This is a genomic window from Pseudomonas sp. FP453 (genome assembly GCF_030687495.1).
Taxonomy (GTDB): domain Bacteria; phylum Pseudomonadota; class Gammaproteobacteria; order Pseudomonadales; family Pseudomonadaceae; genus Aquipseudomonas.
On the sequence record NZ_CP117435.1, the window covers coordinates 1,238,554 to 1,258,266 of the forward strand.

The 19,713-nt window shown below is 62.5% G+C and carries 12 protein-coding genes and 1 pseudogene; 8 read left to right on the forward strand and 5 right to left on the reverse strand.

Annotated elements, in window-relative coordinates:
- Nucleotides 1–76 precede the first annotated feature (76 nt).
- Nucleotides 77–2,488 carry a glucose/quinate/shikimate family membrane-bound PQQ-dependent dehydrogenase gene (locus tag PSH87_RS05575; protein ID WP_305432837.1) on the reverse strand — a complete coding sequence of 804 codons (2,412 nt, stop codon included), beginning with the start codon at nt 2,486–2,488 and terminating at the stop codon, nt 77–79.
- A 489-nt stretch (nt 2,489–2,977) separates the two neighbouring features.
- On the reverse strand, nt 2,978–4,996 hold the full coding sequence (locus PSH87_RS05580; protein ID WP_305432838.1) for a TonB-dependent receptor: 2,019 nt from the start codon (nt 4,994–4,996) through the stop codon (nt 2,978–2,980).
- A 151-nt stretch (nt 4,997–5,147) separates the two neighbouring features.
- Between PSH87_RS05580 and PSH87_RS05585 the strand changes: the two genes are divergently transcribed.
- A complete protein-coding gene (locus PSH87_RS05585; RefSeq protein WP_017738479.1) occupies nt 5,148–5,381 on the forward strand; it encodes a VF530 family DNA-binding protein in 234 nt (77 codons plus the stop codon).
- 4 nt (nt 5,382–5,385) lie between these two features.
- On the forward strand, nt 5,386–6,012 hold the full coding sequence (locus tag PSH87_RS05590; RefSeq protein ID WP_305432839.1) for a Pr6Pr family membrane protein: 627 nt from the start codon (nt 5,386–5,388) through the stop codon (nt 6,010–6,012).
- A 125-nt stretch (nt 6,013–6,137) separates the two neighbouring features.
- Here PSH87_RS05590 and PSH87_RS05595 read toward each other — a convergent pair whose 3' ends face one another.
- Nucleotides 6,138–6,905 (reverse strand): siderophore-interacting protein, encoded by a 768-nt coding sequence (locus PSH87_RS05595; protein ID WP_305432840.1) that lies wholly within the window; start codon nt 6,903–6,905, stop codon nt 6,138–6,140.
- Nucleotides 6,902–7,423 carry a PadR family transcriptional regulator gene (locus PSH87_RS05600; protein ID WP_257781149.1) on the reverse strand — a complete coding sequence of 174 codons (522 nt, stop codon included), beginning with the start codon at nt 7,421–7,423 and terminating at the stop codon, nt 6,902–6,904. The genes PSH87_RS05595 and PSH87_RS05600 overlap by 4 nt, the downstream gene beginning before the upstream one ends.
- A 461-nt stretch (nt 7,424–7,884) precedes the next feature.
- Between PSH87_RS05600 and PSH87_RS05605 the strand changes: the two genes are divergently transcribed.
- From PSH87_RS05605 to PSH87_RS28770, 6 genes and pseudogenes are all read left to right on the forward strand, one after another.
- Nucleotides 7,885–8,385 carry a CS1 type fimbrial major subunit gene (locus PSH87_RS05605; protein ID WP_017738483.1) on the forward strand — a complete coding sequence of 167 codons (501 nt, stop codon included), beginning with the start codon at nt 7,885–7,887 and terminating at the stop codon, nt 8,383–8,385.
- 125 nt (nt 8,386–8,510) lie between these two features.
- Nucleotides 8,511–11,024 (forward strand): annotated as a pseudogene (locus PSH87_RS05610) (CS1-pili formation C-terminal domain-containing protein).
- A 214-nt stretch (nt 11,025–11,238) separates the two neighbouring features.
- A complete protein-coding gene (locus tag PSH87_RS05615; protein WP_305432841.1) occupies nt 11,239–12,276 on the forward strand; it encodes a hypothetical protein in 1,038 nt (345 codons plus the stop codon).
- Between the two features lie 26 nt (nt 12,277–12,302).
- Entirely contained in the window at nt 12,303–13,043 is a 741-nt protein-coding gene (locus tag PSH87_RS05620; protein WP_305432842.1) for a molecular chaperone, read from the forward strand.
- A 4-nt stretch (nt 13,044–13,047) separates the two neighbouring features.
- On the forward strand, nt 13,048–13,530 hold the full coding sequence (locus tag PSH87_RS05625) for a CS1 type fimbrial major subunit (protein WP_305432843.1): 483 nt from the start codon (nt 13,048–13,050) through the stop codon (nt 13,528–13,530).
- Between the two features lie 731 nt (nt 13,531–14,261).
- Nucleotides 14,262–14,774 carry a hypothetical protein gene (locus PSH87_RS28770; RefSeq protein ID WP_370695293.1) on the forward strand — a complete coding sequence of 171 codons (513 nt, stop codon included), beginning with the start codon at nt 14,262–14,264 and terminating at the stop codon, nt 14,772–14,774.
- A gap of 5 nt (nt 14,775–14,779) precedes the next feature.
- On the opposite strand, the gene PSH87_RS05635 is transcribed toward PSH87_RS28770, so the two are convergent.
- The gene (locus PSH87_RS05635; RefSeq protein ID WP_305432845.1) at nt 14,780–19,624 is read right to left on the reverse strand and encodes a dermonecrotic toxin domain-containing protein; all 4,845 of its coding nucleotides are present in this window, start codon (nt 19,622–19,624) and stop codon (nt 14,780–14,782) included.
- Nucleotides 19,625–19,713 lie beyond the last annotated feature (89 nt).

Here is a 19,713-nt window from a genome sequence, read left to right on the forward strand (position 1 = left end):
ATTTTGAATGGCACCGGACATGAAAAAGGCGGCGACCCTCAACAGGTCGCCGCCTTTTTATGGCTGCTGGTGAAGCTTAATCCGGCAGTTTAAACGCCATCACATAGTCACCCTGCTTGGTGCCCAGGGAACCATGACCGCCCGCCACGACCAGCACGTATTGCTTGCCGTCCTTGCCGGTGTAGGTCATCGGTGTGGTTTGCGCGCCTGCTGGCAGGCGGCCTTCCCACAGTTGCTTGCCGTTTTTCACGTCATAGGCACGCAGGTACTGGTCCAGGGTGCCGCTGAGGAACGCCACGCCACCGGCGGTGGTGAATGTGCCGCCCAGGCTAGGCACGCCCATGCTCAGCGGGATTGGAACCGGCGAGCTGTCGCGCACGGTGCCGTTCTTGTGCATCCAGATGGTTTTGTGGGTGGTCAGGTCGACCGCGGCCACATAACCCCAGGCCGGTGCCTGGCACGGCAGGCCCAGTGGCGACAGCAGCGCTTCGAGGATCACGCCGTATGGCGCGCCTTTGTTCGGCTGCACGCCTTCGGTTTCGCTGACGCGTGGGCCTTGCTTGGCAATGTCGGCAGCCGGGATCAGCTTGGACTTGAACGCCATGTAGCTTGGGTTGACGAAGGCCAGTTGACGTACCGGGTCGACGGAGATGCCGCCCCAGTCGAACACGCCGAAGTTGCCTGGGTACACGATCGAACCTTGCAGCGATGGCGGGGTGAACGGGCCGTCGTAGCGCATGGATTTGAAATCAATCCGGCACAGCAGTTGGTCGAACGGGGTCACGCCCCACATGTCGCGTTCTTTCAACGGCGGCGGCATGAAGTTCAGGTCGGACTTGGGCTGGGTCGGCGAGGTGCGGTCGCCAGCGACTGCGCCTTGCGGTACGGCGATTTCGTGGATCGGCACCACGGGCTGGCCAGTGGCACGGTCGAGCACGTAGATGCTGCCTTGCTTGGTCGACGCCATGACCGCCTGCTTCACGCCGGCTTCGGTCTTGATGTCGATCAGCGACGGCTGGCCGCCGACGTCCATGTCCCACAGGTCATGGTGAGTGAACTGGAAGGTCCATTTCACGTGGCCGCTGTCGATGTCCAGGGCGGTCAGGCCGGCGCTGAATTTTTCCGAATCTTCGGTACGGTCGCCGCCGTATTGGTCGGGCATCTGGTTGCCCATCGGCAGGTAGAGCATGCCGAGTTTTTCATCCACCGAGAACATGGACCACATGTTCGGCGAGTTGCGGGTGTAGGTCTTGCCTTCGGCCAACGGGGTGGTGTCGTCCGGGTTGCCGCTGTCCCAGTTCCACACCAGCTTGCCGGTGTGCACGTCGAACGCGCGGATCACGCCGCTCGGCTCGTCGGTGGAAACGTTGTCGGTAACGTGGCCGCCGATCACGACCAGGTTCTTGGTCACGGCCGGTGGCGAGGTGGAGTAGTAACCGCCCGGGGCGAAGCCGCCGATGTTGGCGCGCAGGTCGACCTGGCCTTTGTCACCGAAGTCTTCGCACATCTTGCCGGTGTCGGCGTTCAGGGCGATCAGACGGGTGTCGGCAGTCGGTACGAAAATGCGTTTCGGGCAGGCATTCGGTGCAGCCGCCGGGCTGGCGCTGCCGGTGGGGCTCTGCTCGGAAGCGTAGACGGCGTCATCGTGATACGACACGCCACGGCAGGTCATGTGGGCCCAGCCTTTGAAGTTCTCGGCGCCCATGCTGCTGATCTTCGGATCGAAGCGCCAGATTTCCTTGCCGGTGTCCGGGTCCAGGGCAATCACTTGGCTGTGCGGGGTGCACACGTAGAGCATGCCGTTGACTTTCAGCGGGGTGTTTTCCGCGGTGGTCTCGCCTGGATCGTTCGGGCCAGGCAGGTCGCCGGTGCGGTAGGTCCATGCCGGCACCAGCTTGCTCACGTTTTGCGGGGTGATCTGGGCCAGGGGCGAGTAACGGTCGCCGAACGCCGAACGGCCGTAGGAATTCCAGTCGCCATCAGGCTGGGCCGGCGCAGCGCTGGCCATGCCAGGGACGGCGTCGCGGTCCAGTTGGCCTTTGATCTCACCCGGGTTGGTGAATTGGCTGGCAACCGCAGCGGCGCCAGCCAGCACCACGGCTACGCTCAGCGCGCCGGTGCCCAGTGGCGCCGGTTGGCCGCGCAGCAGCGGGCGACGGACCCACGGCAGCAACATGACGATGCCCAAGGCAAACAGCAGGGCCAGGCGCGGCACCAGCTGCCACCAGTCCAGGCCGACTTCCCACAGTGCCCACACGGTGCTGGCGAACAACACCAGTGCGTACAGGCCCAGCGCGGCGCGGCGGTTGGCCAGCAGCAGAATGCCGGTCAGGCCGACGCCGATACCGGCCAGCAGGTAGTACAACGACCCGCCGAGCATGCTCAGCTTGACGCCGCCGGCCAGCAAGGCCAGGCCCATGATCAGCAGCAAGACGCCTAGCAGCTTGGGCAGCAAGCGGCTTGGACTTGAAGCACCATCAGTGCTCATAGTGTGTTTCTCCGTTACGTTGGAATTATGTAACCCCGTGCTTCACTGTAGATGACGATTCAGCACAGGCTTGGTTCAGCGATATTCGGTTTTTCTGTGGATAAAGGCGGTTATCCACAGGCGGGCGATTTATTCCCAGGCGCGGCGGGGTGTAAGACAGCGCTGTCTTTGCGAAGGGGGATATTCGGCAAGATGGGATCGACCGGGAGCGTGAAACGTTTCAGGTTGTTGCCGGGAAGGATAAAGGGAGTTGTGTTGGAGAGAAAGGGCGAATCGCGATATGCATCATTTCTGAATTGGTAACAGTGACAGAACGTCGCTGCAAAAAGGCGGGTGTGGGTGGGCTTTTGTGGGAGCTGGCTTGTGTGGGAGCTGGCTTGCCTGCGATGCAGGCACCTCGGTGTATCAGTGATACCGAGGTGATGCTATCGCAGGCAAGCCAGCTCCCACAGAAAAGCCCAGTTTCCACAGGGGGGATTTCGGTGTGGGTTAGAACGTGGTGCGGATGCCGACCTGCACACTTCTGCCCGGCGCCGGCGCGATGTCGCGCAGGATCGAGCTGGCATAACGCACGGTCTGGTTGGTCAGGTTTTCACCGTTCACAAACGCCAGCCACTGGCTGCCACCGACATTGAAGCGATAACCCGCGCTGGCGCCCAGGGTGGTGTAGCCGTCGGTGCCGCTTTCGTTGTCCGGCACACGGCCTTGGCCCGCCGCATGTTCCACGTCGATCCGCGCCTGCCAGCGGTCCAGTTCCCACAGCAAACCGCTGTTCAAACGTAGCGGCGCAATACGTGGCAAGGCTTCGCCGGTGTCGAGGTTGGTGGCGCGGGTGTAGTCGCCCGACAGTTCCAGGGCGAACTTGCCGTAGGCGCTTTCGCCGAGTTTCCAGTGATCCTGGGCTTCAAAACCGGCGAAACGCGCGCGTACGCCGGAGTATTTGTACTCAGGGATGCCATCCGCGTCTTCTTCCCCTTCGTCGTTCAACGTACGACCACTGCCCAGCAGGCCGATGTAGTTGGAGAAGTGGCTGTAGAACACGCCGAAGCTGCCCTTGTGGGTGCCGTTGTCAAAGCGCAGGGCCAGGTCGCTGGACACGGCTTTTTCTTTCTTCAGGTTGGCGTCGCCCAACTCGTAGGTGCCGGTGGCCACGTGGGCGCCGTTGGCGTACAGCTCGTAGAAGGTCGGTGCGCGCTCGGTGTAGCCGAGGGTCGCGGCGACGGACCAGATCGGCGTGAGGGTGTACACCGCGCCCGACGACAGGCTGCCAGCGGTGAAGTCATTGGATTTGTCGGCGCCGGCAAAGCGCTCGTTGCCCTTGGCATCCGGATCGACGCTGGTGTGTTCCAGGCGCCCGCCGAGGCTGAGTTTGAGGCGCTCGGTGGCCTGCATTTCTTCGAGGATAAACAGCGCGCCGGCGTTGGTGTCGGTCTGCGGCACGAAGGCTTCTTCGCCCAGGGCGGAGAATTCGTTGCGGGTCACTTGCGCGCCGACCACGCCGTTGAACGGGCCGATGGGCTGGTGACGGGCTTCTACGCGGGCTTCATAACCCTTGTTCTTGAAGACCGTGCCGGTTTCGCCGCCTTCGATTTCGCGGTGTTCGTAATCGGTGTAGCCGGCGTCGACTTTGACCGAGGTAAACGGCCCTTGCAGGTTGCGGATTTCCGAGGCGAACGCGTAGTGATCCTGCTTCATGCGGATGCGCACGTCCTGTTCGGCGGGGGAGCCGTAGTTCGCGTCATAGCTGCTGTAGGACAGGCCGGCATAACCGTCATCCCAGGTGTAGGAACCGCCCACGGCGCCGCCGTCCTGGCGTCCGTCGCTGTTGCCCAGGCGGCCGTTTTTGCCGGGTGCATCTTCGGTCTCGGGGGCGTGGCGGCTGCGGGCCTGGCCTGGGATTTTCAGGTCGTTGAATTCCCGCGCGTTGGCGTCAAGGTGCAGGGCGAACGTGCCGTTGCCGGCTTCCAGGCGGCCCGCGCTGCTGCGGGTGGTGTCGGCGCCGCCGTAGCGCAATTCACCGGCACCGTGGATGCCTTCGATGGCTTCGGTGGGGATGCGGTTGTCGAAGGTGTTGACCACGCCGCCGATGGCGCTGCCGCCGTACAACAACGCCGCCGGGCCACGGACGATTTCGATGCGGTCGACGTTGACCGGGTCCAGCGGTACCGCGTGGTCGTAGGACAGCGACGACGCATCCAGTGCGCCGACGCCGTTGCGCAGGATGCGAATGCGGTCGCCGTCCTGGCCACGGATGATCGGCCGGCTGGCGCCCGGGCCAAAGTACGACGACGACACGCCGGGCTGCTTGTTCAGGGTTTCGCCAAGGCTGCCTTTTTGTTGCAGGGTCAGGTCATCACCTTCCAGCACGGTGGTGGGCGAAGCGAGTTGTTCGCTGCCCAGCGGGTTGCCGGTGATGACTTGGGGTTGCAGCTCAAGGGCCTGGGCGTGGGAGCTGATCAGCAGGGCGGCGGCAAGCGGGGACAAGCGCCACAGAGAAGAGAGGGACATCGGACATTCCTTGGCAAAACGGCGAAAAGATTTGATATGGATGGTTACAATATAACATCTCTTTTTCGCCTGGGAACGGGAACTTTTTAGCACTGGGCGGGCGGGGTGATAAGGTGTGCGCCTTCGTGACCCTTTTTTTCATAGGCCCGGCATGACCGCGACAAGCAACGACCCACTCCACGGCGTGACCCTGCAACACGTCCTCACCACCCTGGTGGAACACTACGAATGGGACGGCCTGGCCGAGCGCATTGATATCCGCTGCTTCAAGAGCGACCCGAGCATCAAGTCGAGCCTGACTTTCCTGCGTAAAACCCCGTGGGCGCGAGAGAAAGTCGAAGGGTTGTACGTCAAGCTGATGCGCACCAAACGTCCGTTGGATTGAGCCGGTGAAGCGCTTTGTCGCGGCAGCGGCGCTGGCGGGTTGGGTGGGGCTGGCGATCCAGCAGTACCTGATTTTCTATTCGCGCTGGACGTCCGGCGCCAGCCTGTTGGGCGGGCTGGTCAACTTCTTCAGTTTCTTCACGGTGCTGACCAACACGCTGGCCGTGGTGGTGTTGAGTTATGCGCTGGTCAAGCGCGACTCGGCGGCAAAGCGGTTTTTCCTCGCGCCCAAGGTCAGCAGTGGCATTGCCGTGAGCATCGCCGTGGTGGGCCTGGCGTACAGCCTGTTGCTGCGGCATTTGTGGCAGCCCGAAGGCTTTCAATTCATCGCCGACGAATTGCTGCACGACGTGATGCCGGTGCTGTTCTTGATCTACTGGTGGCGGTGCGTGCCCAAGGGCACGTTGCAGCTCAAGCATATCGGCGCCTGGGTGATTTACCCGCTGGTGTACTTCGCCTATGTGCTGCTGCGTGGGCATTTGCTGGGGCAGTATCAGTACCCGTTCATTGATGTGGACACGCTGGGTTATCCACACGTGTTTGTGAATGCCGGGGGGATTCTGGTGGGGTTTGTGGCGATTGCTTTAGCGGTGGTGGGTCTGGATAAGCTCTTGAAATCACCCCAGACCTGAGGTGAAAAAAGGTTCAGATATGGGAGCGGGCTTGCCCGCGATTGCGGTGGGTCAGTCAATACCTCTGTTGCTGATACACCGCTATCGCGGGCAAGCCCGCTCCCACATTTTTGACCGAGCCAGGCTTATTCTTCTTCGCTGCCTTCGGCACGCCAGTAACCCACGGCCTTGAGGAATTCCTCGTTGACCTTGTGCGTATCCAGCAGCACGCGCCGCACCTGGCGCGACACCTTGGTTTCCATCGCCACAAAGCTGTACAGCGAACCACCCGGCAGCGTCAGTTTCTGTACGGTCTCCAGCAGGTCATCCTGACCACGAATCACCCAGATCACCTCAACATCGGCGGCACTCTTCAGCGCCTGCTTTTCTGCCGCATCGGCGATCTCGATCACCGCCAGCACCGTGCGCCCCGCCGGCAATTCCTCCAGGCGCCGCGCAATGGCGGGCAGGGCGGTTTCGTCGCCGATCAGCAGGTAGCTGTCGAAGATATCCGGCACGATCATCGAACCCCGTGGCCCGCCGATATACAGGTGCTGGCCGACTTGTGCCTGATCGGCCCAGGTGGACGCAGGGCCATCGCCGTGCAGCACGAAGTCGATGTCCAGCTCGCCAATGCTCAGGTCGAAGCGGCGTGGCGTGTAGTCGCGCATCGCCGGTTGCGGGCCATCGCCCTTGATGCTGAACGTCGGGCTTTCCAGCGCAGCCTGTTCGGCGGCGTTCTGCGGGAACAGCAGCTTGATGTGATCGTCACTGCCCAGGCTGACAAACCCGGCCAGTTCAGGCCCGCCCAACGTAATGCGGCGCATGCGTGGGGTGATATCGACCACCCGCAACACTTGCAGGCGGCGGCGTTTGATTTCGTGGGTAACGCGATGGATAGCTTGCGTATTCATTGGTCTTTCCCGTCGGCAATGGCTTGAGCGGTGCGATTGAGCAGCGCCGCGACACGAACGATTTCTTCCGGGCTCCAGCGCCCGTGGTGCGAGTGCAAGGCGTGGCGCAGGTTGTGCACCGCCTCGTGGATCTCGGGCGGGCGGTCATGGCCGCGCAGTGAGCGCTTGCTCACGTCGATGCGCATGCGCACACCGTCCAACGCCACCTGTTGCTCGCTTAAGAAGAGACGACCGGCGTCGGTGATTGTGTAGCGTTTTTTTCCGCCGTCTGGATCGCTGACGATCAGGTCGCTCTCTTCCAGGAACGTCAGGGTTGGGTAGATCACGCCGGGGCTGGGGCTGTAGGCGCCGTCAAACAGGCTTTCGATACGGCGGATCAGGTCGTAGCCGTGGCACGGCTGCTCGGCGATCAGCGCCGGCAGCAGCAGTTTCAGGTCGCCGGGTGCAAATACCCGGGGGCCGCGACCGCGGCCTGCGCGCGGGTCAAAGCCGTCGCGCTGGTGAGGATGGTCTCGCATGGGTGGGAGCCTCTGTGTGTGTCTAGATATAACGTAAGATATATCTTAAGGCCGGTGCAAGAGCGCCCGACAAACGGTCGCCCCTGCGCAGGGCTTGGACGCGCCATTCGTCGATTGACTAGAGCAACTACTCAAGTTGTGCTGTAAGTTCTAATACGTTGTATATGTTGTTGTTTTTTAGTTGCTGTAATCCTCGTCTTACGTATAGTTTCTTGGTTAAACCATTCTCATTAAAGCTCGCGTAGTCTGCGTCTTACGGATGCATTTAAAGTTTTGGCAAAGTGCTATATTTTTCCGGTGTATCGAGGTGTAACAGAGCTACGGGGTTAAACGAAACGGACGGCTTACTTTCTCGGAAGTCAACTTGATACTTGTCCTGCGTTGCACAGGCAGCTGCCGTGCAATGCAATAAGTTGGAAATTCACTTTCCAAAATTCTTATTTAGATGACAGGTATTCACCATGTTCAAGAAACTTGCCGCAGCGGCACCGTTTGTTGCAATCGCCCTCAGTTCTCCGATGGCGATGGCTGCCGATGACGCACGCTCGTCCATCAACATCTCGGCCACCATCCCGACCAAGCAGTTCCATGCCCAACCGCGCGACCCGGAGTTCGGTAAAGCGGAAGTCATGAACTACAACCCGGTCAGCGGTGAGCTGAGCAACCTGCGAGCCACTTTCGACGTGAAAAACACCGACGGCTCGGTGCATGCCTACATCGAAGGTGGCCCGACCGCCGCTGCGCTGTACAACGGTTCGGACAGCATCGCGCTGACCAACATGTTCAACGGCGTCGTCCTGACCGCCACCCCGCAGGAAGTGGTGGATGACCCACAATCCACCCCTGGCACCCAGGCTGACCTGGTGGTGACCGCCGCGCGTCCGGCCGACACCCAGAACGGTCTGTACACCTCCAGCTACACCGTGATCTTCGACGCGGTACCCCGCACCCCGGCACCGTAAGCCATGGGTAGACCCTGCGCTCGCCCGAGCGCAGGCGGTTGAAAAGACAGGCCGGTCTCTTCCTCCCCGAAAGCCGGCCTGGTTTAAACAGTCTCGACTGTCCGTACCGAATGAGTATTGCGTCCATGTTTTCGAGAACGCCAATTGCGGGCGCACTTGCACTGTTGCTGTGCGCCAGTGCCTGGGCCGCGCCCGGCACCACGCCGGGCAACTTGCTGTCACAGTCCCAAGGACTGCCTGAAGATTTCGAATAACACTTTTTCGATGTGCCCCTGGCGGTTCGCTTAGAGCTGGATCAACAGTTTCTCGGCGAAGCCATGATTATATTGGGGCGCGACGACCGTATTACCCTGCTGGAGTTTACCGACACGGGTGATAGCCCTGTTTCCGCAACGACCCGCGCCAATTGGGAACAACTTCTGCAACAAGGCATGGCCTTGGGCGGATGCCAACAAAGTTGCCCGTCACAACTGTTGGCCGTGCACTACAGCCTGGAAAATTCGCTGGTTTCCATCCTCACGGAAAACGTCGAGCGCATGGCCCAACTCAAGCAATACTACGATCAGCCGAACACCGGCAGCCTCGGTCTGATCGTCAATAACCAACTGAACATTACCGGTGGCGAGGACGAAGAGTTAGGCGGGCGCTTCGGCCTGGAGGCCAGTTCCAGCATTGGCAACTGGACCCAGGCGATGAACCTGCAGCTGTCGCGCCTGGGCGGCACCGACACCACCCTCTACCACGCCATGCATGAGCTATATACCCAGCGCGAGCTGGAGGGCGACTTTTTGCGCCTGGGGTATTTCACCCCCGGGTCCAATGGCTTGACCCGGCAGATCCGCTCCTTCGGCGCCAACCCGGACACAGCGGTCGGCCTGATGTACGGCAGCTCCGACAGCCTGTTGATCAACAACCCCAAGCCCAGCGTGTACCCGGTGTACGTCACGGCCGGCCGTCAGGCCTCCGTGGAGATCTACCGCAATGGCCTGCTGATCAACACCCAGCCCGTCGCCGCCGGCCTGCAAACCCTGGATACGCGGCCCTTGCCAGGCGGTATCTACGAAGTGGAGGTGCGCCTGATCGAAGACGGCCTGACCACCTCGACCACCCAGGAGCTGATCTACAAACCCAACAACTGGCGCAACGCCGACGAGCGCTGGCGCTACAACACCTTTGTCGGGCGCGAATCCAGGCTATTGAGCAACTGGGATGAACAGCCCACGGGCTTCATCACCTACGGGGCGGGCCTCAACTACCTGCTGCACCCACGGGCGATCCTCGGCCTGTCCGCGCGTAAAGTGCGCGAAAAAATGCAGTACGGCACGTCCATCGACTGGACCCTGGGCAACAGCCTCAGCCTGTATGCCAACGTCTACCAGACCCAGGACCACGGCACCGGCATGGACCTGCAAACCCTTTACAGCTACGGCGTGGGCAGCGTGGTGTTCAGCCACAACCGCAGTTGGCTGGACACCACCCGCACCTACGAGCTGCTGCCGGACGGCACGCGGCTGCGCCAGCGCAACGTGTTTGTCGGCCAGACCAGCAACACATCGCTGTCCCTCAACCATCGCGTGAGCAATAAAAGCTCGATTAACTCGCGGCTTTCCTACAGTCAAGGCAACCTGGAAGGGCTGGGCCTGGATGTGGGCTGGACCCAGCGCGGCACCTTCCTGGGCAGCGATGCCAACTGGCGCCTGTCGGTGTTCGACCGCCCGGCCACTGCCAGCACCGGCGATCAACGCAACCGTGGCATCGACCTCAGCGTCAGCGTGGCGCTGGGGGCGCCGGGGGAACAATGGTCGGCCAGCCTCGGCACGCGCACCGCCCGGGACGGCAGCCGTGACAACAACGGTTCGCTGACCTACCAGAAAAGCTTCCAGGACCACCTGCTGCAAAGCGTTTCCGGCACTGCGACTGCCGACACCTACGGCGTCGGGTTATCGGGGCGTGCCAGCTTCCAGAACGAGCTGCTCTACGGCGACACCTACGTGCAGCGTTCCTCGTTCAACAACAATTTGAGCGGCGGCCTCAATCTGGCCAGCACCGTGGCGGTGGGCGGCAGCCGGATGGTGCTCAGCAGCCAGCCCCAGGGCGGCGGCGCAGGGATGATCGTGGACGTGGAAACCGACCTCGACGACATCACCCTGCGCGCCGACGACCTCTCCGGCGGCAGTGCGCGCCTGCGGCCGGGGCGCAATTTTGTACCGATCACCGCGTACAAGAGCAGCACCCTGGCGTTCGACTTCGATGGCAATTACCCACCCGCCGCCACTATCCAGCCGGCACGCAGCAACTACCACCTGAACAAGGGCGGTGTGGAATACCGCAAGGTCAGCGTAATGAAAACCGTCACTGTGCTTGGCCGCCTGGTGGATGAAAAAGGCCAGCCCCTGCGCGGGCACCACGTGATCAACCACGCCAGCCGTGCGGTGAGTGAGGTTGACGGGTTCTTCTCCATGGAGATGACCGCCGGCGCGCCGACCCTGGAGGTGCGGTTTGCCAACCAGTTGTTGTGTCAGTTCCGCTTGGACCCCACGGCGGCGCGGCGGGAGAGCGATGTGTTGATGATCGGCGATTTGCGCTGTACGCCGGACACCTTGGCGGATGTCACTTACGCCAATCGCGCGGCGGGTTAATGACATGTTTCGGAGCCAAATTGTGAATACGTTCTCTCGGTTTGTAATCAGCATGGTTTTGCTGCTCGTGGTATCGCCGGTGTATGCGGGGAATGCCGAAATCCGTGCTGAGTTCCGCCCGGACCCTTCTAATCCGCTGGTCAATCGCTTTAAAAATGTCACCCCGAGTTCCGGATACTGTGACCATTTCGGCTATTTCTGTGAACCTCGAGGTTTGTTCAGTCTGACTTTGCCATTGGGCTCCGTTCCCCATACCACCGGTGGGCCGATAGCCGCCAATCATCCCGACCCGCGCCAGGGTGCATATCTCAAAGTGCCGTCGGAATGGCGCAACGTTACGGTCACCAATGACCGTGGTGACAGCGCGCAGTTGGAGGTTCGAATTTCCGGAATAGGCGGGCGCGCTGACCATTATGGCGACGTGGTGGCCATTACGGGTGGCGGAGACTACCGAACGTTGTGGAGCTATGGCCGTTGGAGCGGCGCGCCGCCACCTTGCATGCCGAGTGGTGGACTCAATGGCAACAGCTACTACGTCATATGGTTCTGGCTGGTGCCTGAAAATGCTGGCGCCTGCGCCACTCAAGCGCGGTTTGACCTGAACCGGTTCGACTACCGCTATATTTTTTTCGGCTACGAACTGCGCACGCCGAATCCGTTGGCCATGCCGGCCGGCACCTATCGCGGCAGCCAAGTGTATTCCGTCGGCCCAGGAATGGACTTCGACTTCGGTGACAGTGTCCTCCCACACGAGAGCATTGCAAGCCTGGATTTTGTGCTGGAGGTGGATCACATCCTCAAAGTCGAAGTCCCCCCCGGCGGCAATCGCATCCAACTCGAACCCCAGGGCGGCTGGCAAGCCTGGCTGCAAAACGGGCGCAAGCCGAGCCGGCTGTTCCGCGACCAGACCATCAATCTGTGGACCAGCACCGCTTTCAAGATGACCCTCGAATGCCCCGAGCCGATGGGCAATACGTGCAGCGTGCGCAACGCGGCCGGGCATCAGGTGCCGCTGGACATTGCCGTGACCCTGCCTCCGGGCCTGACCGACGTCGCCGGGCGCCCGGTCGACCGCCTGCCGTTGACCCTGGATGGCAGTGGCAGCGAACTGTTCCAACCGTCGCGGTATATCGACCGCAAGCCCTCCACCTTGCATTTCGAGATCAAGGCCGACGGCGTCGCGCAGATGCTCGAACAGCCCGGCAGCACCTACTCGGGCACTGCCACGGTGGTCTGGGATTCGGAAGTCTAAAACGCTTTTTTAGTGAGGTTGAGTCAATGAAACATGTGTTGATGCTGTGCAGTCTGTGGCTGGTTTCCCTCGGTGCCCTGGCCGGCCCGCAGATCAATGTGGGGGTGGTGTACGACTACCTCAGCGGCGATAAAAGTACCTACATGAAACGGGTGTTCAACGGCGGCACGTCGACGGCCTTCGTCAAGGTCAACATCCTCGAAATGATCTACGACGCCGACGGTACTTACCGCGAAGTGCCCCTCAAGGACCAGGCCGGCGCCACCGCCCGCGACGGCCTGATGGCCAGCCCGGCGCGCTTGATCGTGCCGGCCAACGGCACCCAGGGCACGCGCTTGCTGTTCATGGGTGACCGCGACAAGGAGCGTTACTTCCGCGTGCGCTTCGTGCCGGTAGTGCCCCAGGCCGAGGATGACTTTGCCGTAACGGACGAAGAGCGCGCCGACTACAAGGCCAGCCTCGCCGCCGGCGTGCGCGTGCTCGCCGGGTACGGCACGGTGTTTTTCGTCCGCCCCAAAAACACCCGTTTCGACACCGCGCTCCTGGACAGCGGCCAGCGCTACACCCTGCGCAACAACGGCAACAGCGTGGTGGTGGTGGACGAGTTCAAGGACTGTGCCGCCGCCGCCCCCCAGGAATGTCGGCCGACCCTGCGCCATCACATCCGTGCCGGGAGCAGCTACGGCTTCGACAAGGAGGCTGGCCGCGAATACCGCTTCAGCCTGATCGAAGGCGACAAGAGCCGCCCCATCGCGGTCAAGGGGTGAGCCCATGTACAAAGTAGCCGCCCTGATTGTGCTGGTCATTGTCCTGGGGCTATCGGTTTCCCGCGTCGAGGCCGCCGTCGAGCGCGAGACCTTCGAGGTCTACGTGACGATCCCCACGGCCGACTTCTACGTGCTGCCGGTGGACCCGCAACTGGTGCAACGCGAACAGCGCCTGGCCTTCAACCCGGTGAGTTCGCAACTGGCCACCTTGCGTGCGCCGTTCGACGTGAAAAACATCGGTGGCGCCATCGGTGCCCGCCTGGACCAGGAAGCGTACCTGTCCAACGGCACCGACCGGGTTGACCTGCGCGTGACCTTCAACAGCGTCGAACTGAGTCTCACACAAAGCGAAGTCGTCGCCAGCGCCGACGCCCGCCCCGGCAAGCGCGTGGGCCTGGAAATCGCCGCGATCAAGCCGGTGGACGATTATCGGCCGGGCAATTATTACGGCACGGTGCATATGGTGTTTGATGCGATTGCGCCCTGAGGATTGGAGAGGGTATGGTGAGTATTTTGAGACGGCGCTGGGTTGTGATGCTTGGGTTGCTAGTGTGTATGGGAAAAGCCAAGGCGCTCGTACAGGAAGTGACTGCTGAGTTCCGACCCAACCCGAGCAACCCGAGCAGCAATGAGTTCGTCAACACTACGCCGCAGTCTGGTGTCTGTCCTTGGCATATCCCCAGTGTTTGTCAGGCACTGGGTATTTTCTCGATTCGCACCAACGACCTCACTGCGATGTCCCGTGGGCCGATCAATGCCGATCACAGTGACCCGCGCCAAGGGGCAATGTGGAGGGTGCCTTCCGAATGGCGAGATGTTCAGGTAACACACAGGGATACAGGCAGAACAGCAACTGTCCAGTTCAGGATGGCGGGTATCGGTCACCGCTGGGATTTGCGTCCGGCAAGTTCTGTTTGGGATCGACCGGTAGGGTCCGGCACTTGGCGTGAATTTTGGCGCAACGCTCCTGCGCCCTGCCGCAGCACCGGTTACGCAGCGACTGCGGTCACCTGGGCGCTGTTTTTTTGGATTGTTCCGGAGGGTCCCGGGGTTTGTAACCGAGTGCCGACAACACAAATAACCTCCATGTGGTACAGCCTCACTGAATATGCCTATGCCATACGGACGCCAAACCCGTTGAACATGGCCTCGGGTCTTTACACCGGCACTATTACTTACTCTGTGGGATCAGGTGGTGACCTGGATTTTGGCGACGTAATGGTCCCCAACGACAACGTGCTGACCTTTAACTTCACGCTCGATGTGGACCACCACCTCAACGTCGAGGTGCCCCCCGGTGGCAACCGTATCCTGCTGGAACCCCAAGGCGGCTGGCAGGCCTGGCTGCACAACGGGCGTAAACCCAGCCGGTTGTTCCGCGACCAGACCGTCAACCTGTGGACCAGTTCGGCCTTCAAGATGACCCTCGAATGCCCCGAGCCCATGGGCAACACCTGTAGCCTGCGCAACGCGGCTGGCCATCAGGTGCCGCTGGAGGTCGCGGTGTCGCTGCCCCCCGGCCTCACCGACGCCGGCGGGCGTGCGGTCAATCGCCTGCCCTTGCGCCTGGATGGCAGCGGCACCGAGCTGTTCGAACCGTCGCGCTACATCGACCGCAAGCCCTCGACCTTGCACTTTGAAGTGAAGGCCGACGGCGTGGCGCAGATGCTTGAACAGGCGGGCAGCACTTATAGCGGCACCGTCACCGTAGTCTGGGACTCGGAGGTGTAGGGCCGTTAGGCGTTTCCCGCCTCATGGGCCTCCAGTCGCTGCAACGCCTCGCGGGTCAGGCGGCGGGCCAGGTCGGTCTGGCTGGGCAGGTCGGCGGTAAAGCCGGCGGCGAGGATGCGCTCATAGGTCGCGGTGCTCATCGGCTGCCCGCTCAGCACCTCGGCGTGGGGCACGTTGAGGGCGTCGGCCAGGGCCAGTAAACGCGGTGTTTGGGCCTGCCGTTCCGTGGCGGAGGCGTTGGCCCACTGGTTCTGGGCGAACAACAGGTCGTCGAGCGGGTCGAGCAAGGCATTGCCATGGTCGAGGCTGGCCTGGAACGTTGGGGCATAGGTTTCGCGAAGGTACTGGTCCCAGAAGGGTTGCTCGAGCATGGCCTTCACCAGCCCGTCGCCAGCCTCTGGAACCTGCACATTGTCGAAGGCGTTCTGCAACTGTTTCGGGCTCACATCGGCCGACCTGCGGTAGCTCATGTGCGGCGATATCCACGGTAGTTTCAGGCGCTCCTGCAACGCGGTCTGGTAGGCCAGGTAGACCTCCACCTCGTCCACCGTGCCCGGTACGCCGTCAACCAATTCACTGCTGTAGCGCAAGCCTTGGCCACCCTCGGCGCGGGGTTTGATGCGCTGGGCAATGTCGGCCTGGATGAACCGGTTGAGCCGGTCCAGCCGGGACTTGCCCCTGGCCAGTTCAGCCAGTTCGCGTTCGCGCAAGGCGGGGTTCGGCAGGCGGTGGATTTCCGCCAGCCGCACCTGGACGCCCATGCTGTTGAACACCTGTGCGCCGGCGTCGGCGCAGTTCACCGGGTGGCTGGCCATGAGGAACAAGCGCGAACGCAGTGTGTGGTCGTCGTGCATGGCGCGCAGCATGCGCCAGACCTTGTCGGTCATTTGCGCGCGGCCGGATTCGTGTCGCGCGCCATTGGCCAGGGTCTCGAATATATCGGCAAACTCCAGGCTCTTGATGACCTCGAAGAATCCCTGGGAGCCGTGTTCCTGCTCAAGGTCCTGCCATAGGCTTTTCAGCCCTGGCTGGTGCTGTGGCAGCGCCTTTTCTACCCAGTACGTGCTGTCACCCTTGGGGGGGTAGGTGCGATAGGGGTCAAGGCCAGCGGCCAGGCGGTAACTGACCAGGCGCTGCTCGCCGTCGGCGGTCAAGCGATTGCGATCCAGGCGTGCCCAGGCCACCACTTCGGCTTCAGGCGTCCAGGGCAAAAACTGCGGCACGTTGTTGATCGCGGTGTTTTGCAGGTCCAGTTCAAACCCCGAGGGTCTCGGCTGTTCGAACAGCCCGTCGGGCCAGTCTTCGATGGCGGTGTTGTTCAGTGACACGGCTTGCAGCTGCGCCATGTCGCCAAGGTTCGGGGCACGGGTCAACTGGCGGTTGTCGCTGAGGTTCAAGCGCTGTAGCTGGGTCAGTTCGCCGAGCTGGGCGAGGTCGGCCGTGTCCCACTGGACCCGTTCATCCATAAAGCTCAGCTGTGTCAGCGAGGTCATGCGCCCCACGGCTGGTGGCAGCCGCGTCAGTTGATTGCCACGCAGGCTGAGGCTTATCAGGCGGGGGAAGTGGTCGAGGATTGCCATGTCGCTGTCGAGCAGTTGGTTAGCGGCCAATTCCAGGTGCAGCAGATGATCGAAGTTGGCATGCAACGGCAGGTTGCCCAGCTCTCCCGGCAGTTGCACACCGCGTATGGAAAACGTCTGCACGGTGGTTTCGATGTTGGCCTCCCAGGCACGCAACATGCCCCTGGCCAGGGTCAGGCGTTGCTGGCTGAGCGTGATGGGCTCGTCGTCCGGCGCGGCGTTGACCCATTCCAGCAGATCCTCTTGCAGCCGGTCCTTTTCCACTTCGCGCGCTGCGAAGCGCTGCAACTGCAGCGGGTCGTCGAGGGTTTGCAGGTAGGTGTCGATGACGCCTGGATCGGCGTAGGGGTACAGCGCCTTGACCCGACGTTCCAGCGGGTTGGGGAACAGGTCGCAAAACCAGGACGCCGCGCGGTGCATGGGTTTTTGGACGAGGGCCAGGGTGTCTTTGGCGGGCGTTTCGCCGAGCACCGGGTCGGCCAGCACGCGGCGGCGTTCTGCGGGCGCGCGCAGCGTGTCCATCACCCAACGCTTGAACGCTGCACCGTCACCTGGCGCGTAGCCCAGGGCTTGGCGTTTGGCCGGGGGCAGGGCGGCGAGCACGGCGTTGAACAGGTCGGTGGCGGGCTGCTCCCGCGCCTGGCCGTTGTCATGGATTTCATAGTGACCGTCGTTCTTGAGCAGCAGCCTTTTGGCGCGGGCGTTGTGCGGCCCGGCACTGGCGCGCAGTTTGGCAATCGCGGTGTGCTGGCGGATTTCGATGCGGCAGTCTTCGAGGCTGTCGCTGTAGACGCGCAGGGTGTCGAGGAGCATCTGCTCGGTGTCCGGTCCCAACAGTTGCGGGTCGTAGAAGCCTTGGTAGGCGTGGGCAGCCTTGGCCTGCAACTGCCATTCGCGGGCAAGGTTCTTCAGGCGCAAGGGCAGTTGCTTGTGGGTGTCCAACCGGTTCAGTTCTTCCGGCCAGGCCTGGCTGAGGACGTGCTCCACCAGGCTTTTCGGCAGCCCGGGGCATGCTTCGCGCACCTGCAGGCCGCGTTCGCTGACAAGGTCTTCGCTGTGGCGGTAGAGGTAGGCGAACAAGGAGCCCTGGCGCTGGGCGAGGTGGTCGGCCAGGCGGTTGCGCAGGGCATCTATCTGTTGCGTGCGGCCTTCGGGCAGCGTGCCCAGCAGGGTGGTGAGTTCGGTACTGTCGAGGTTGTCCACCAGGCGTTCGGGCAACTTGCCCAGGTTCAAGTCGTCGCGGCTGATGCTCAGGGTCAGCGTGGCGTCGGCTTCGCCGAAGCGCAGGTGGTCGCCGCTCAGGTCGGCGTTTTCATACACCAGGATTGCCCGATCCTGCGGCCAACCCGGCAGTTCGCGGGCGATGTAGGGGCTCCAGTAGGTGTCCTGGTCCACCGGCTTGCGCGTGCGCAGTTGTTCGGGGATCTCGGCGGCCTGCTGGTTCAGGCGCACGCGCTTGACGGTATCGTCCAACAGCGGTGCCACCAGGTTGTCGGTTTGTACGGCGCGCAGTGTGTCGTGGTCGAGGCCGCTGGTGGCGAGGATCTGTTGCTGTTGCGCCGGGTTGAACGGCCCCAGTTCACGCAGGCGTCGGGTATCGCTCCAGGCGCGTGGGCCGGGGTTGCGCCGGATCGGCGGCGCATAGGCGTCGGGGCGGCTGGCGTGCTGGATGCGATAGTCACCGCTGGCGCCATTGGGGCTGAGTACGTAGTGCGCGCCGTCCACCGGCAGAATGCGCTGCCCGGCATGGGTATGCACGCCCAGTTCATCGGGTGTCGACTCAGCCGGCAGTGGCAGCGATTGCCGATAGGGCGTCGGGTCCGGGTTCCACAGCCGCGACTTGCCTTTGACCTCGACAGCCTTGAGCTGGTTGACGAAGGCCGACTCCAGCAGCTTGCCGCCGACACTGAAGGTCGCCAGTTGCACCACGTCCGTGAGCACCCCCACCAGATGCCGGGCGGCTTCCAGCGCCTGGCCCCGGGCCAGGTCGACGACGCCTTCCACCACCTCGTCCAGCAGCTGATAGGCGGTGTAGGCCAGCATCGCCTCGCCCAGCAGGGGCACGAAAGGGGTCGCGACCAACAGCACCACATTCAACGCACTCTCCAGGATGTGGCTGAACGTGTCCCACCAGGCCCAGCGCGCGCGGCGGTCGGCCTGTGCGGTGGACACCGCCTGCTCGCGGCCATCGTTGAGGATCTTGTTCAGTGCGGCCTGGTACAGCTGTGGCCACAGTTCGCCGTCGATGCGGCTGGCGCTGTAGGGCGCCCGTTGTTGCAGGCCATGGATGAATGCGCGCTGCTGTTGCCGGTCGATAAATTGGCTGAAGAACTGGCGGTAGGCCGGGTCTTGCAGTTTTTTCGCCAACGCCTCGCGAAAGGCCAGGGTGCTGGGGTAGGCCTGGATCGCGCCGTGGGGATCATGGGGGATGTACGCCACCACGGGCGCGACATCCCGCGCCAGGTCGAGGTCGTTGGCAATCAACAGCACGCCGGTGAGCAGGGTGTCCATCAGGCGCAATCGATAAAACTGCATCACCCCGCGCTCGCCCTTCACGGCGCGTTGCAGCAGGTGAAAGGTCGCGGGGTCGATCTCGCCGCGCAGTCGGGCCAGGTGCGCGGCCGCGTTCAGGGCGGCTTGCTGGCTGGCGATCACTTGGGCTTGCAGGCTGTTCCTGTCGGCCTCCAGTGCCGGTTGCAGGTGTGTTTGCAGGTGTTTGGCGTATTGGGCGCCGAGGTCCAGCTCGCGACAAAGATCGACGAATTGCTCGATGCTCATGCGTGTGTGGTGCGTTTCGATGTTGAACTGACCGCGGGCGTCTGGCTGTCTGACGTAGCGCGAACTGTCGGTGAAGCGTTCGTTGCTGGCAAAGTTTTGCAGGGCCGCGTCGAGCAGCGACACGGTGCGGCTGGTGCTGCCCTGGAGAATGGTGCCGCGGCGGCTGACCAGAAACACATGGGTGGCGCGCACGTCCAGGGTCAGCCCGTACTGGCGTTGCAGTGCAGCAACCAGCAAGGGCTCGGCGAAGGTGTACACATCCTGCAGGTCTTTCAAGCGTTGATCGACGCTGTTTTGCCTGGCCCAGGCCTGGGCATTGGCGGCCTTGAGCGGGGCGTGCAGGGCGGCAGGCGCATGGATCAGTTCGGGCAACCGCTCCAGGGATGCCCGGCCCAGCGCTTGTGTTCGGTGCCAGGCGCTGGCGTGCAGCCAGTCGGGCAGGCTGTTCTTGATGAGTGCGTAATGCGGGCCTTTATCCGGTGTGGCAGGCATGGTGATGGACCTTGAGTCGTAGACAAGGCCGACAGCCTAGGAGGGCGGGACGAGTGCCAGGGGTTAGATAGTTACGGCATGGCGGGCGT